Source organism: Massilimicrobiota sp. SW1139 (assembly GCF_012027715.1).
In the GTDB taxonomy this organism is placed as follows: Bacteria; Bacillota_I; Bacilli_A; order Erysipelotrichales; family Coprobacillaceae; genus Allocoprobacillus; species Allocoprobacillus merdigallinarum.
In genome coordinates this window covers 93665-108834 of the sequence record NZ_SJOR01000005.1, presented here as the reverse complement: position 1 = coordinate 108834, position 15170 = coordinate 93665, and the positions used below count along the sequence as shown (strand labels likewise).

Genomic DNA, 15170 nt, shown 5'->3' with positions numbered 1-15170 from the left:
AGAGGTCGTAAGTACTGATGCAGAAGGACGACTGATCTTATGTGATGCTATCACGTATGCACAAAGACTAGGAGCTAGTCATCTTATTGATTTAGCGACTCTTACAGGAGCATGCGTAGCTGCTTTAGGAGATGTTTATACAGGTGTTTTCGCTAATGATGATGCCTATTATCAAGAATTTGAAGAAGCTATGAAAGCAGCGGATGAAAAGGGATGGCGATTACCAATGGATGATGAATATTTCGCAAAAATTAAATCAAATAGCGCAGATTTCAAAAATTCTATGGGAAAACCTGGTGCAGGAGCAAGCATTGCGGCTAATTTCTTGAATGCTTTTGTAGAAGAAGGTACAAAATGGATTCACCTAGATATTGCAGGAACAGCGGACAATGATGGTACTGGTGCAACAGGAGCTATGATAAGAAGTGTTGTTAATATGTTTAGTAAATAAAAACCGAGATTTTTCTCGGTTTTTAAGTATTCTTTTGTTGTATGTAGTTAGAATATTCTATACATATCATATCAGCAATCATAGTCAGCGCATAAGGGTGACTAGAATAATCTTTTCTCCTTTTATAACAAATATACTTATCTACATAAGGAAGATTAAGATTATCAGCAGATGTTATCATGACAATCTTAGGTTTAGATTTATTATTTTTAAAAGGTATTGTTCTAGAGAAAACACGATTAAAATATGTTCCTGTATCAGAAAAAATGATAATTAAAGTATCTTCATGAGAATGAGATATGTAATCTATTTGATCAGCAAATTTAATTCTTGTAAAAATCATTTTCTCACTTGTTTGAAGATCATATTGCATATTTAAGGCAACATTTTGAGAATGCATATATCCAAATGCAGCAACGTGTTTATATTGATATATATCAATAACGAGCTCTTTGATCTGTTTATCTAATTCTGTAGAATAAAGCATATTTAAATTATCTATAACTGATAAAGTATATGATTTAGATAAACTTTGTTCATCAAAACTTTTGAAATCAAATTTATGATGTGCATGCTGGTATTCAAGAGGAATTTTTGCTATTTGGGTTTTTAAAGAATTAAAATCATTAAGGCCAATCTCTCTACAGAAACGTGAAACACTAGAATTAGAAACATAACATGTTTTTGCAAGTTCAGATATAGAGAAATCCTCTAGATTCCTAATGTTTTCTATTAAGAATTTTGCTATTTTATAATTATTAGAATCTTTAGGTTCACTATTAATTGTTGATAAAAGTATGATAACGAGATTAAACATAAAAAATCCCTCCTTAATTTGACATGATTATATCATGTAGAAAAGGGATTTCACAACATTAATTTTTAATGACTATTGTTTTTGCTATCTTATCATGAAAAGATTGTGATTTTTTATTAAAATAAGCATAAATAATAGAAATAAGTGTTAAACCATAGGCAATATATTGAAGAATTTGAGCAACTTGCATAAATCCAAAAAATTCAATGAGCTTTCTAATATATGAACTTGTTACAACAATACCACCTTCTAAAAGAGTTGATCCAATCAGTTCTCTTTTTAACATACATGCTAAATTTATATCTTCTCTTTCTTCAGTAACAACTTTGACTTTGCATATTTTTTTACCAATTGTTTGACCTTTCCAAAGATATGTAGGAATAACTATATAATAGAAAACACCTACAAATATTCCAAATAGACCTAAAAATAAACCGATAGAGAAAGAATAGTGTGATAAATCAAACATATATGGCTTTAAATAATCACCATCTCTTAAATAAAATGTTATAGGTATAACAACAATCATATGGGTAATATACCAATCTATAATCATTGCAACACATCTTCTTACTCTTGTTTCTATAATATCCATCTTTGTTTCAGGTTTTATTTTTTGTTTTTTCTTTTTTGACATAATCATCACTCCATAACATGATTATATCAAATATAAATATATTATTTTTTATTTTTCCAAAATTTGGAAAGTATATACGTAAAAAATGACTATAAACTTTGCAGAGTTTATAGTCATCAATAATTACATTCTATGTTCTGGGTAATCTTTCATATCTAATAGAGAAGCAGCATCTTTATCACAAATAATAGTAAAGTTAGGATGAAGTTTTAAAATAGTAGATGGTAATTCATCAGAAATTGGCGAATCTAACATTTGTTTTAAAATTTCAGCTTTTTCTTTACCAGTTACAATCATAACAAGATGTTTAACTCTCATCAAACTTTTTGGTCCCATAGATAATGTGATAGGAAGATGTTCTTTTGCTGGATAAGTTGGATTTGCAGCATTTTTTGTTTTTCTATCCATAGGGTAAGTATAGCTATCCATTGGTGTACATCTTGGACAGTTACTACAGAAATGTCCATCCCAACCTAAACCAATTAACATCACATCTAAACCACCATGTTCTCTGATATCCCAATCATAAGTTTCCCAGTTTTCCATAGTCGTTGTATGAATATGATCTTCTGGAATATGTGCATCTTTGAAAAATAATTCTTGCATTTCATCCCAGTTAGGACCATATTTTTTATCTTGATATGGAGCTTCATCAAATAGATAATAATGAATATTTTTAAACTTATCTTGATCTTTAACTTCTGGAATCATCATTTGATAAAGCATTTTAGGAGAACGACCTGCTGTTAAAGAAATATTAACTCTCTTATCTTGCATCATAGCTCCTAATAAGATGTGCATTGCACTTTCACTCATTTTCTTTTCAGATTCTTCAATAATTAATTTCATATTTTTTCCTCCTTATGAATCTGTATATCATAAGAAGATAACACTAACACACACCACTCATTATAGATTATATATTTATTTTGTCAATCAACAATTTAAGAAAATAATACAAATTTTCGATTAAATTTGTTAAATATACAAAAACAATTATAATATTATATATGATTATAATTATAATAATCAATATATTTCCAAAAGTTGGAAATGTTTTCAATTATATGGAAAAATGGTGTCAAATTTTGTGTTTTTTTATATAATCAAAACAGTTAAATGAAAGGGGAGATTGATATGAATTTTATGGAAAAGTTTAATGAACTTGCGAATCGTACCTTAGTCCCTGTAGCTAATAAGTTGGGAAACCAAATTCATTTGGCTTCTATTCGTGATGGTATGGTTGTAGCAATTCCATTGTCTATTCTAGGTGGGGTTTGTTTAATTATTTCAACACCGCCATTTACTCCAGATACATTGCCAAACTGGGGATTTATTAGTGACATGTTGATGGGTTGGTATAATTGGGCTCAAACATATAAAGCAGCTTTACAAGTACCTTACAACATGACAATGGCGTTAATGGGGTTATTTGTATGTTTTGCAATTTCTTATAATCTTGCAAAAAGATACGATATGGCACCATTGAATGCATCTATTGTGACTACTGCAGTATTTTTAATTGTATCTGCACCTTCTATGTCTGCTGTTCCAGCTAGTGTGATTCAAGAAGGAACTGCTGTAACTGATATGTTAACTCAAGCAGGAAGTTATATTCCAACAACATTCTTGGATGCTAAAGGTATTTTTACAGGAATTATTTGTTCTATAGGCTGTGTAGAAATTATGCGCTTCTTACTTAATAAGAACATTAGATTCAAAATGCCTGAAGGGGTACCACCTGCAATTACATCATCATTTGATGCAATTATTCCTTTATTTGTATGTGTTATAATTTTCTATGTAATATCATTAATTGTACAAAACTTTAGTGGTGAATTATTACCAAGTATGATTATGACAATATTGGCACCTGCAGTATCAGGATTAGATTCATTAGTAGGTATTTGTTTAATTACTATTATTGCACAAGTATTCTGGTTCTTTGGTTTACATGGTGCAAGTATTACTCAACCAATTAGATTACCATTTATGCAAATGTATTTAATGGCTAATATTACTGCATTTAGTGCAGGTGAACCTATTGTACATTTCTTTACGCAACCATTCTGGTCTTATGTTATTACATTAGGTGGTGGAGGTGCCACTTTAGGATTATGTCTGTTGTTATTAAGATCTAAATCAGTAGAATTAAAGACATTAGGTAAATTATCTATAGGTCCAGCAATATTCAATATTAACGAACCAATTATCTTTGGTTTACCAATGGTATTAAATCCATTGATGATGATACCATTTATATTTGTACCAGTTGTTAACTCTATTATTGCTTATGGTTTAATGGCAGTTAATTGGGTAGGTAAAGGTGTTATTGAAACACCATGGACAACACCAGCACCATTAGGAGCTGCATTAGGATGTATGGATATTAAAGCGGCATTTATGGTTATTGGATTAATTATATTAGATATGGTTTTATATTATCCATTCTTTAAATTAATGGAAAAACAAAAATTAGAAGAAGAAGCTTCAAAAGCAAATTCATAATCAAAAGAAGATAAACGACTAACACACATTATAACCGTACTTTTTGTACGGTTTTTTAATTCAATAAAAGCTCTTCAGGTATTGTTTGTTTTTTGATATTCGTTTTAGAAATCGAACGATATTTATGATTTGTTTTACTGTACATATACAACTTTTTCTTTTTGAATTTATTGAATGTCTAAGAATGTTTATATACAATAAAGAGAGAGGTGAGATTTATGGATGAAAATATGCAAATAATCAAAGATATATGTTTAAAAGAAACAAGTCAAAATCCAATAAAAATTGTGAAGAAATTGATGAAAATTGAAAATATACCAATTCATGGACCTGTTCATCATATTATTGATGGATATGCTTTTTTGACTGCTATGCATAATGTAGGAGTTGAATTTGATTTTCCAAAAGCCTTAGATGAACTAGAAGTCAGAGGAAAGAAAATGCCAGGAGCAACTTGTGGACAATGGGGAATTTGTGGATCAAGTTCTTCTGTTGGTGCAGCTTTAGCGATTATTCATCAGACAACACCTTTATCAGATAATGAATATTATAAAGATAATTTAAAACTGACTTCATTAGCACTTGGCAACATAGCTGAAGTTGGAGGACCAAGATGTTGTAAAAGAAATGCTTATCTTTCGTTAAAAACAGCTATCAAATTCGTTGAAGAAACGTATGGTATTCTATTAGAAGATACTGATGAAAAATGTGAGTTTTCTCATTTGAATCAACAATGTATCAAAGAAAGATGTCCATTTTATCATCATTAACAGATATAAGAATTTATTATTAAAAGAAAAATGACTGAAAATCAGTCATTTTTTACTCTTTAACGTATTTATTCATAAATTCAATAATTGTGCTTTCACATAATTGAGGATCAACCAAATAGCTTTGCGCATGACCAGCACCCTCAACAATCAATAAATCTTTATCAGCACTACATGCATTATAAAGATCATAAACCATATAGGTTGGTACAAAATTATCACGATCACCATGTATAAATAAAGTTGGTGTTTTAGATTTTTTAACTTGTTCAATTGTTGAAGCTTCTTTGAAGCTATATCCTACACGTTTTTTACTTAATAAAGTTGCAGTTGGTAAGACAAGAGAAGCAGGAATATGTCTTTGATGAAGCTCATGTTTAAATTCATCAAGAACACTTGTAAATCCACAATCAGAAATAATACATTTGACATCATTAGGAAGTTCTTCACCACTAGCCATGAGAACAGTGGCACTTCCCATTGATATACCATGTAAAACAATTTGTAAATCTTTATGAAAATAATCTTTAACCTGATGAATCCATTGAATACAATCTAATCGATCTAACCATCCAAATCCAATATATGTTCCTTCGCTTTCTCCATGAGCACGATTATCTGGTAATAAAATATGGAATCCTAGATCATGATAAAATTTAATATAATAGGCATATTCTTTTAAATTATATGAACGATAACCATGAACAGCAATTAATACTTTATTTGTATCTCTATCAGCTTTTAAAAATTTGGCTTTGAGTTTTAAACCATCATTTGAAGTCATTTCCCATGTTTCAAAATGTTGTTGTTTTAACCAAGGAAGATATTTTTCAATACGTGGATCAACTTTTGGTTTCATTTTATTAAGTGGTGTGCTTTTATGACAGGCAAAATCAATTGCAGTGACACCTACAAAGCCAACAATAGCACCAGATAATAAAGCTGCACAAGCAAGAGTTTTCTTTTTCAATTTCATCATTCCTTTCCTAGTGATAATATCATACCATAAATTCATGAAAAAATAATGTTCTTTTTTCATATAATCATCATTTATTGTATACTTATAGAGGGAGTGAGACTTATGGAAAGAAAAATCATATATCAAAAAGATGGTTATATTTTAAGATTAACACAAAAAGAAGATGCTATGGAATATTATGAAAACAACTTTAATCCAATAGATCCAGATATAGTGAGATTGACAGGGAGTCAATCTTCTTATACTCAAGATGAAGTGGTCAACTTTTTTATAAGCTGTATAGATGCTAAGGATCGTTATGACTTTGTTTTAATTGATCCTGAGGGACATATTGTAGGGGAAAGTGTTATTAATGAGATTGATTATGAATTGAAGAGTGCTAATTTTAGAATTGCGATATTTCATCATCAAGCACGTGGACAGGGTATTGGAACATGGATGATTAATCAGACATTGTCATTTGCTTTTGATGTTTTAAAATTGCATCGTATCTCTTTAGATGTCTTTTCCTTCAACAAAAGAGCCATTCACACTTATGAAAAAGTAGGATTTAAACATGAGGGTGTTCTAAGAGATGCTATCAAAGATGGAGATCAATACGCTGATGATATTTTAATGTCTATTTTAGAGGATGAATGGAGAAAAATGAAATCTCAAAAACATTCATAAATTCTAGATATTTTTATGTTATGATATATAAGAGGAGAAGATTTTTATGAAAAAGTTAATAGAAATTTTTGGGCTAGGGGTTTTAATGATTTTAGGTGGTTCATTAGCTGAATATACGCTTTCTTCATTTTCAGTAGTTTTTATTTATAGTGGTGCGTTTGTTTTGATTTGGGGTTTAGGATTATTTTATTGGAAAGTGATTCAAAAAGGTATGGACTGGATTAAAGAACTTAAAAATATTTCAAAAGAATAATAATAAGGCGATAGAAAAATAAAGAATCTATCGCCTATTTTTTATTTTCAAGTGATATTTGTATAATTTTAAAGGCATTTGTGTTAGAATATCAGCTAAGGTGATGAAGATGACAAAAGTTGTATTAGAAAATCAAATGAATGAAATTTGTGATGTGATTCAAAAAGGTGGTATTGTTGCTTTTCCTACTGAAACAGTTTATGGCGTAGGTATTCATTTTAATGATGAAGAAGCATTAGAGCGTTTAATGGAAGCAAAAAATAGAGATTATTCTAAAGCGATTACTTTGATGGTTGTGGATAAAGCAGATATTTCTCAGTATGCTTACATTAGTCCACAGGCACAAAAGATGATTGATCAATTTATGCCTGGAATGATTACGTTGATTTTTAAGAAAAAAGAATCTGTTCGTGATATCATGACAAATGGAAAATCAACCATAGGAATACGTATTCCAGATAGTGAATTTGTTTTATCTTTATTAAAAAAGGTAGGACCTATGTTAGTCACAAGTGCGAATTTATCTCAACATTCAAATACAACTTCAACTCAAGAAGTATTGAATCAATTGGACGGACGTATTGATTTAGTCGTTGATGGTAAAACATCTGATAACATTGCCAGTACAGTTGTTGACGTGAGTCAAGATGAAATCAAAATATTAAGAGCTGGAAAAATAACAAAAGAACAGATAGAGGAGGCAATAAAATGAAAATAGCAGTTGCATGTGATCATGGGGGATATCGTTTAAAAAATGTATTAATGGAAGAAATGAAAAAACAAGGATATGAAGTTGTAGACTTTGGAACATATAATGAGGAAAGCTGTGATTATCCTGATTATGCTGCCAAAGCTGCCAAAGCTGTCGCAAATGGAGAATGTGAAAAAGGTGTTGTCGTTTGTGGAACAGGTATTGGTGTTTCTATTACATGTAATAAAGTCAAAGGTATTCGTTGTGCATTAGTTCATGATGTGTTCAGTGCCAAAGCAACAAGAGCTCATAATGATACAAATATGTTAGCAATGGGACAAAGAGTGATTGGAGAAGGTTTAGCATTAGAAATCTTAAATGCGTGGCTACATACTGATTATGAAGGTGGTAGACATGATCAAAGAATTGCCAAAATGATGGCTTTGGAGAGTGAGTAAAGATGAGAGATGAACAAGTCTTTGAAAGTGTTGAAAGAGAATTAAATAGACAAAGAAATAATATTGAGTTAATTGCTTCAGAAAACTTTGTATCAGAAGAAATATTAGAATTAGCTGGAAGTGTTTTAACAAATAAATATGCAGAAGGATATCCAGGTAAGAGATATTATGGGGGATGTCAATTTGTAGATGAAGTCGAAACTTTAGCAATCAATCGTTTAAAGGAATTATTTGGCTGTGAATATGCAAATGTTCAGCCTCATAGTGGGGCTCAAGCCAATACAGCTGTTTATTTGGCATTATTAAATCATGGGGATAAAGTGTTAGGAATGTCACTTGCTGATGGAGGACATTTAACACATGGACATCCACTCAATTATTCAGGAATCAATTATGAATTTTATAGTTATGGTGTTTCTCGTGATACAGAAACGATTGATTATGATGAATATAAGAGAAAAGTCGAAGAAATCAAACCTAAGTTAGTTGTTGCAGGAGCAAGTGCCTATTCAAGAATTATTGATTTTGAATATATGGCCAAGATTGCTCATGAAAATGGTGCTTTATTTATGGTAGATATGGCACATATTGCTGGTTTAGTTGCTGCTGGTTTACATCCTTCACCTTTCCCTTATGCTGATGTTGTCACAACAACAACACATAAAACTTTAAGGGGACCACGTGGTGGTGTCATTATGTGTAAAGAAGAATTAGGAAAAGCGATTGATAAAGCTGTTTTTCCTGGTATGCAGGGTGGTCCATTAATGCATATTATCGCAGCGAAAGCCGCATGTTTCTATGAAGCTTTACAACCAGAGTTTAAAGATTATGCGAAACAGATTATAAAAAATGCCAAAGCATTAGAACAATCTTTAAAAGAAGAAGGATTTAGATTAGTGGCTGATGGAACGGATAATCATTTAATTTTAATTGATGTTAAAGCAAGTTGTGGTATGAGTGGAAAAAAAGCGGAAAGATTGCTTGATGAAATTCATATTACAGCTAATAAAAATGCGATTCCATTTGACACTGAGAAACCTTTTAAAGCAAGTGGTATTCGTGTAGGAACACCAGCGATGACAACAAAAGGTTTTGATGAAAATGATTTTAGAGAAGTTGGTAAAATTATAGCGTATCGTTTAAAAAATGAAGAAACAGATAGTGTTAAAGAAGAATGTTTAAAAAGAGTAAAAGCATTAACTGATAAAGTGACAATGTATCAAGATAAAACATATTTGAAATAAGAGAAGTTTAATCTTCTCTTTTTTGATTATTGATCATGAAGATGGATAAAGATAGGCTTTATAGGGATAATTTGATATAATGATACTAGAAATGAAAGAAAGAAGGGATTAGAAATGGCAACAATTATTTTAAATCATCCTCTTATTGATCATAAGTTAACGATTATGAGAAATAAAGAAACAGGCACAAAAGAATTTAGACAGAACTTAGATGAAATTGCGATGTTAATGGCTTATGAAGTGACAAAGAGTTTACCATTACAAAATATTGAAATTGAAACACCAATATGTTCTATGACTGGTAAAAAATTAGTCCGTCCTATTGTTTTGGTTCCTATTTTAAGAGCAGGTCTTGGTTTAGTTGATGGTTTTAAAACAATTATACCAACAGCCAAAGTTGGACATATAGGAATGTCAAGAAATGAAGAAACCTTACAGCCAGAGGAATATTATGCTAAATTTCCTTCATGTTTAAAAGAAGCTGATGTGATTGTCCTCGATCCAATGTTAGCAACAGGTGGCAGTGCTTGTGCTGCTATTACAAACATTAAAAAAAGAGGCGCTAAAAATATTAAATTTGCTTGTCTTGTTGCTGCTCCAGAAGGTATTCAGGTGATTGAAACTGAGCATCCTGATGTGGATTTAATTGTTGGAGCACTAGATGAGAAACTGAACGATAAAGGCTATATTGTGCCAGGATTAGGAGATGCTGGAGATCGTTTGTTTGGAACAGATTAGCTATATGTCAAAATTGTATAGTGTGAATAATGGTATGATTTAAGTTATCTTGACAAATACTAAAAAAAAATGACTTTTGAACTATATCTTGTAATCAAAAGATTTGTTATTTTTGATTATCCACGGTATAATCAAGATAGTGTTAAAATAAGGAGTGAGCAATGTGAATGAAAAAGATGTTCAAACAGAGTCTAAAAAAATCTTTTTAATCATGTTGCTCTTTTTTTGTTTGATAGGTTTAATATTGAAGAATATAGCCTATCCTTTAGGAGTCATTATTGGATATATAATTTGTTATATCAATTTTATATTGACGATTAAATTTAGTCATACAATTTTACAGGAAGGACATCATATTTTATTAATTATATTGATGTTTATGTTAAAATTATTTTTGATGATTGTAGGATTTATGATAGCTGTTATATGGAAAGAATACGTTCATCTTTTGAGTGTGTTTTTTGGTTATTTGATTACACCTATCACAATTCATTGGTTAAATTTAAAAACAAGAAAGGAGATGAAATAGATGCATATAGTGATTCAGACAGAATTGATATTTTCTTTAATTATCATGGCCATGTTAGCAGTCTTTTTTATTTATGCAGGAAGAAAGATTGCATTAGCAGATGCAACCAAAAGACCTAAAGGTTTAGTTCTGGTCGTTGAAACAGGTGTAGAAATGATTTATAACTATTTTAAATCAATTATGCCTAGTCGCTTTGAAAAGAACTATTATCCTTATTTTGCAATGCTGTTTTGTTATCTGATCGTGGCTAATATTAGTGGATTAATTGGTTTTGATGCACCAACATCCAATTATTCTATTACGTTGGCTATGACAATTATTACATTTGTTTTGATACAGTTTAACGCAATTCGAAAAAAAGGAATTAAAGAATATATTAAGGGTAATGTTTGGCCACCAACGAATATCTTTGGAACAATAGCTCCCTTAATATCGTTATCATTCCGTATTTTTGGTAATATTTTAAGTGGTAGTATTTTAATGTCGTTGCTTTATCAGTTTACAGGTTGGTTATCAAGTTTAATTATTCCAACGACAGTTAATTTTTTAGGACCAGTTATTGCGCCAGTGTTCCATGTTTATTTTGATTTATTTGCTGGTGTTATTCAGACATTAGTGTTTGTAACAATTTCATCTATATTAATCATGATGGAAAATGAAGATTGATCTTAACTATAAATATAGTTTTGATAATTAAAAAAATATAATGGAGGTAAATAAAATATGACAGATTTAGGTTTAGTTGCAATCGCTGCAGGAATTGCAGTATGTGCAGGTTTAGGTACAGGTATTGGTGAAGGTATTGCTGCAAGTAAAGCAGTTGAAGCAGTCGGTAGAAATCCAGAAGCTGAAGGTAAAATCAGAACAATGATGATTTTAGGTATCGCATTAACTGAAACAGTTGCTATTTATGGATTATTGATTTCAATTATTTTAATTTTCGTATTCCCAGCTTTATATTTATAAAAAGGTGATTGGCTTTTTATAAGAAGGGAGGCATACAATGAGTATTGATGTTGCAGGGAAATTATTCCCTAATCTTGCGACAATCGTGATTCAATTATTATCCACAGCTGTTTTATTGATTATTTTTAGAAAGTTCTTTTGGGCTCCAACACAAAAGTATTTTCAAAAACGTGCTGATTTTATCGAATCACAAATTCAGGATGCAAAAACATCTCAGCAAAAAGCAAAGCAGCTTATGTTAGAAAGTGAAGAACAGGCACGTCAATCTGCCAAAGAGTATCATGATATTATTGAACAGGCTAAAAATGATGCTTTAAAAATTCATGAAGATTTAGTTGCAAAGGCAAAAGAAGAAGCTGCTCGTAAGCTAGAACAGGCAGAAAGAGAAATTGAAGTTGAAAAACAACAGGCTAGAGAAGACATGAAGAAAGAAATGGTTAATATAGCTATTGAGGCAGCAACAAAAGTAATGAGTAAAGAAATGAATTCAAAGGAAAATCAACAAATGGTAGAAGATTTTGTTGATCAGGTTGTTCATTAATGGATACCATTGCAAAAAGATATGCTGAAGCATTATTTGCTTTAGCAAAAGAGGAAAATGCTGTCAAAACATATCAAAAAGATATGGAGAAAGTTGAAGATATCTTTCATGATCAAAGTATTTTACAGTTTTTTAGTCATGTTGCGATTCATGATGAAGATAAATATCAGGTATTGAATCAATGCTTAAAAGGACAAATTGAAACATATGTTTATCAATTTCTTTTATTGCTGATTAAAAAAAGAAGAATCAAATATATTGTTTTGATTTGTCATCAATTTCAAAATTTATGTTATGAATACTTGGGTATTCAAGTTGGAAAAGTATGGAGTGCTTATGAACTTTCTCAAGCAGAAATAGAAAAAATTCAAGAAGCCATGTCTATGAAGACAAACAAGAAAGTCTTATTAAAACAAGCGATCGATCCATCTTTAATTGGTGGAATTAAAGTTGAGATTGATCATCATGTATATGATAATTCTATATCTTATAAGATGGGATTATTGAAACAGGAATTATTAAGAAAGTAGGTGAAAGTGTGGATTTAAGACCAGATGAGATTAGTTCGTTAATTAAGGAACAGATTAAACATTTTGCAGATCAAATAGAATCAAAAGATGTTGGAACTGTTATGACAGTAGGTGACGGTGTAACATTGATTCATGGTTTAGATAATGCCATGTTAGGAGAATTGTTGTTATTTCCTGGTGATGTTTATGGAATGGTTATGAATCTAGAAGAAGATGCTGTAGGTGCTGTTTTACTTGGTGATGAAGGTTCTATCAAAGAAGGCGATGAAGTCAAAAGAACAGGACGAATTATTGAAGTTCCTGTTGGTGATGGATTATTAGGGCGTGTTGTCAATCCATTAGGACAACCTATTGATGGACAAGGAGAAATTGTTTATCAGCATACACGTCCTATTGAAAAAATTGCACCAGGTGTTATGACAAGAAAATCTGTTGATCAGCCACTTCAGACAGGAATTACATGTATTGATGCAATTATTCCTATCGGTAGAGGTCAACGTGAGTTAATTATTGGTGATAGACAAACAGGAAAGACAGCTATTGCGATTGATACAATATTAAATCAAAAAGGACAGAATATTTATTGTATTTATGTTGCTATTGGGCAAAAGAATTCTACTGTTGCTCAAATTGTTGAAAAATTACGTCAAGGTGGAGCAATGGAATATACAACAGTTGTATCTGCTGGGGCCAGTGAATTAGCTCCTGTTCAATATATTGCACCTTATGCAGGATGTGCTATGGCAGAAGAATGGCTAGAAGAAGGTAAAGATGTCTTGATTGTTTATGATGATTTATCTAAACATGCGGTTGCTTATCGTACAGTCTCTTTATTATTAAAAAGACCACCAGGACGTGAAGCTTATCCAGGTGATGTATTCTACTTACATTCAAGATTACTGGAAAGAGCTTGTCGTTTAGATGATGAACATGGTGGAGGATCAATTACAGCTTTACCAATTATTGAAACACAGGCAGGGGATATTTCAGCATATATTCCAACAAATGTGATTTCTATTACAGATGGACAGATATTCTTACAACAGGATTTATTTAACTCAGGAATAAGACCAGCTATTGACACTGGATTATCTGTCAGCCGTGTTGGTTCATCAGCACAGATTAAGGCTATGAAACAAGTATCAAGCTCTTTAAAATTAGAACTTGCACAATATAGTGAAATGCAGGCATTTGCACAATTTGGTAGTGATTTGGATGCTGCGACAAAAGCAACTTTGGAACATGGACAAAGAGTGAGAGAAGTTTTAAAACAGGCTCAATATTCTCCACGTAGTGTAGATCAGCAGGTTATTACATTATTTGCTTTAAAATATGGTTATACAAAACAAATTCCAGTTGCTAAAATCAATCAATTCATGGATGAACTTTATCAAAATATTCAAAATCAACATCCTGAAATGATAACAGATATTCAACAACAAAAATCAATTAGCGATGAATTATCTTTAAAAATGAAAGATGTCATGAATGCTTTTGTAGAAAATTTCTTAAAAGTGAATAAGGAAGGTTAGTTTATGGCTAATGATATGCAGTCTATTAAAAGACGTATAAAATCCGTTGAATCAACAAAGAAAATTACAAAAGCAATGCAGCTTGTCGCAACTTCTAAGTTGAGAAAAGCAAGAAATCAGATGGATGAATTAAGACCTTACTATAGTAAAATTCAAGAAACAGTAGGACAAATCTTAGAAAGCAATAAAGGTATGGTGGAAAGTCCATATTTAATAGAAAATCAGGCAGGAAAACATATTTATATTATTGTAACGTCAAGTTTAGGATTATGTGGTGGTTATAATGCAAATGTTTTTAAAACCATGGTTGAATGTTTAAAGCCAGATGATGAAATTTATATGATTGGTAGTAAAGGTGCAAGCTATTTAGCACATCATCATATTGATTATCATTCACAATATGTAGAATTAAATTCAACATTAGATTTTAAAGATGTTATTAGACTTGTTCATGAATTAACAAAACGTTATCAAAATCAAGAGATTGCAAGTATTCAAATGATTTATACAAAGTTTGTTAATAACTTGACATTCCAGCCATGTGTGATGGATTTATTGCCTGTTCATACACAGGATTTTGAAAATATGACTTTAACCAAAAAAGCGACTTTATTTGAACCAAGTCCAGAAGCTGTTTTGAATGATTTGATACCTATGTATTTACAGTCAGTTATTTATGGATATTTGGTAGAATCAGTGACAAGTGAAAATGCTTCAAGAAGAACATCTATGGAAAATGCTACAGATAATGCAGAAGATTTAATAGAAGAATTATTATTGAAATATAATCAGGCAAGGCAAAGTGCTATTACGAATGAAATTAGTGAAATCGTAGCAGGAGCCAATGCTTAATAAGG

General features: G+C 30.9%; 19 protein-coding genes and 1 pseudogene. 16 read left to right on the top strand and 4 right to left on the bottom strand.

Going from position 1 to position 15170, the window contains the following annotated elements:
* Positions 1 to 451: pseudogene (locus E0K96_RS04850) on the top strand (M17 family metallopeptidase); the annotation flags it as partial.
* A 22-nt stretch (positions 452 to 473) separates the two neighbouring features.
* Here E0K96_RS04850 and E0K96_RS04845 read toward each other — a convergent pair.
* The 3 genes from E0K96_RS04845 to E0K96_RS04835 form a co-directional block, all read right to left on the bottom strand.
* A complete protein-coding gene (locus tag E0K96_RS04845) occupies positions 474 to 1268 on the bottom strand; it encodes a MurR/RpiR family transcriptional regulator (RefSeq protein WP_168081597.1) in 795 nt (264 codons plus the stop codon).
* Positions 1269 to 1326: 58 nt separating this feature from the next.
* Positions 1327 to 1905 carry an RDD family protein gene (locus E0K96_RS04840; protein ID WP_087305200.1) on the bottom strand — a complete coding sequence of 193 codons (579 nt, stop codon included), beginning with the start codon at positions 1903 to 1905 and terminating at the stop codon, positions 1327 to 1329.
* Positions 1906 to 2028: 123 nt separating this feature from the next.
* Entirely contained in the window at positions 2029 to 2754 is a 726-nt protein-coding gene (locus E0K96_RS04835) for a glucosamine-6-phosphate deaminase (RefSeq protein WP_168081595.1), read from the bottom strand.
* Positions 2755 to 3051: 297 nt separating this feature from the next.
* Here E0K96_RS04835 and E0K96_RS04830 point away from each other — a divergent pair, with 297 nt between their 5' ends.
* Both E0K96_RS04830 and E0K96_RS04825 read left to right on the top strand, forming a co-directional pair.
* Complete coding sequence (locus E0K96_RS04830) at positions 3052 to 4413, top strand: PTS sugar transporter subunit IIC (protein ID WP_240924436.1); 1362 nt, start codon at positions 3052 to 3054, stop codon at positions 4411 to 4413.
* A 218-nt stretch (positions 4414 to 4631) separates the two neighbouring features.
* Complete coding sequence (locus E0K96_RS04825; protein ID WP_087305194.1) at positions 4632 to 5183, top strand: DUF5714 domain-containing protein; 552 nt, start codon at positions 4632 to 4634, stop codon at positions 5181 to 5183.
* 52 nt (positions 5184 to 5235) lie between these two features.
* Here the strand turns inward: E0K96_RS04825 and E0K96_RS04820 are convergent, their stop codons facing one another.
* The gene (locus E0K96_RS04820) at positions 5236 to 6198 is read right to left on the bottom strand and encodes an alpha/beta hydrolase (protein WP_240924434.1); all 963 of its coding nucleotides are present in this window, start codon (positions 6196 to 6198) and stop codon (positions 5236 to 5238) included.
* Positions 6199 to 6264: 66 nt separating this feature from the next.
* Between E0K96_RS04820 and E0K96_RS04815 the strand changes: the two genes are divergently transcribed.
* The 13 genes from E0K96_RS04815 (at position 6265) to atpG (ending at position 15165) form a co-directional block, all read left to right on the top strand.
* Complete coding sequence (locus tag E0K96_RS04815) at positions 6265 to 6831, top strand: GNAT family N-acetyltransferase (protein WP_168081591.1); 567 nt, start codon at positions 6265 to 6267, stop codon at positions 6829 to 6831.
* 46 nt (positions 6832 to 6877) lie between these two features.
* Positions 6878 to 7084, top strand: coding sequence for a hypothetical protein (locus tag E0K96_RS04810; protein WP_168081589.1), 207 nt, complete (start codon positions 6878 to 6880; stop codon positions 7082 to 7084).
* 109 nt (positions 7085 to 7193) lie between these two features.
* Positions 7194 to 7796: an L-threonylcarbamoyladenylate synthase gene (locus tag E0K96_RS04805; protein WP_168081587.1), complete on the top strand. Its 603-nt coding sequence runs from the start codon at positions 7194 to 7196 to the stop codon at positions 7794 to 7796.
* Positions 7793 to 8233, top strand: coding sequence for a ribose 5-phosphate isomerase B (gene rpiB, locus E0K96_RS04800; protein WP_087245160.1), 441 nt, complete (start codon positions 7793 to 7795; stop codon positions 8231 to 8233). The genes E0K96_RS04805 and rpiB overlap by 4 nt, the downstream gene beginning before the upstream one ends.
* Before the next feature lie 2 nt (positions 8234 to 8235).
* On the top strand, positions 8236 to 9477 hold the full coding sequence (locus tag E0K96_RS04795) for a serine hydroxymethyltransferase (RefSeq protein ID WP_168081585.1): 1242 nt from the start codon (positions 8236 to 8238) through the stop codon (positions 9475 to 9477).
* A gap of 114 nt (positions 9478 to 9591) precedes the next feature.
* Positions 9592 to 10215 (top strand): uracil phosphoribosyltransferase, encoded by a 624-nt coding sequence (upp, locus tag E0K96_RS04790; RefSeq protein ID WP_168081583.1) that lies wholly within the window; start codon positions 9592 to 9594, stop codon positions 10213 to 10215.
* 163 nt (positions 10216 to 10378) lie between these two features.
* Positions 10379 to 10744: an ATP synthase subunit I gene (locus tag E0K96_RS04785; RefSeq protein ID WP_168081581.1), complete on the top strand. Its 366-nt coding sequence runs from the start codon at positions 10379 to 10381 to the stop codon at positions 10742 to 10744.
* Positions 10745 to 11410 carry a F0F1 ATP synthase subunit A gene (locus tag E0K96_RS04780; protein ID WP_087245156.1) on the top strand — a complete coding sequence of 222 codons (666 nt, stop codon included), beginning with the start codon at positions 10745 to 10747 and terminating at the stop codon, positions 11408 to 11410. It begins immediately after the preceding gene.
* Between the two features lie 57 nt (positions 11411 to 11467).
* Positions 11468 to 11710 carry an ATP synthase F0 subunit C gene (gene atpE / locus E0K96_RS04775; RefSeq protein WP_087296957.1) on the top strand — a complete coding sequence of 81 codons (243 nt, stop codon included), beginning with the start codon at positions 11468 to 11470 and terminating at the stop codon, positions 11708 to 11710.
* 37 nt (positions 11711 to 11747) lie between these two features.
* On the top strand, positions 11748 to 12251 hold the full coding sequence (gene atpF / locus E0K96_RS04770; protein ID WP_129737553.1) for a F0F1 ATP synthase subunit B: 504 nt from the start codon (positions 11748 to 11750) through the stop codon (positions 12249 to 12251).
* On the top strand, positions 12251 to 12781 hold the full coding sequence (locus E0K96_RS04765) for a F0F1 ATP synthase subunit delta (protein WP_168081579.1): 531 nt from the start codon (positions 12251 to 12253) through the stop codon (positions 12779 to 12781). The genes atpF and E0K96_RS04765 overlap by 1 nt, the downstream gene beginning before the upstream one ends.
* Before the next feature lie 8 nt (positions 12782 to 12789).
* Positions 12790 to 14313 carry a F0F1 ATP synthase subunit alpha gene (gene atpA / locus E0K96_RS04760; protein ID WP_087245152.1) on the top strand — a complete coding sequence of 508 codons (1524 nt, stop codon included), beginning with the start codon at positions 12790 to 12792 and terminating at the stop codon, positions 14311 to 14313.
* 3 nt (positions 14314 to 14316) lie between these two features.
* Positions 14317 to 15165: an ATP synthase F1 subunit gamma gene (gene atpG, locus E0K96_RS04755; protein ID WP_087296960.1), complete on the top strand. Its 849-nt coding sequence runs from the start codon at positions 14317 to 14319 to the stop codon at positions 15163 to 15165.
* The last annotated feature ends 5 nt before the right edge of the window (positions 15166 to 15170 follow it).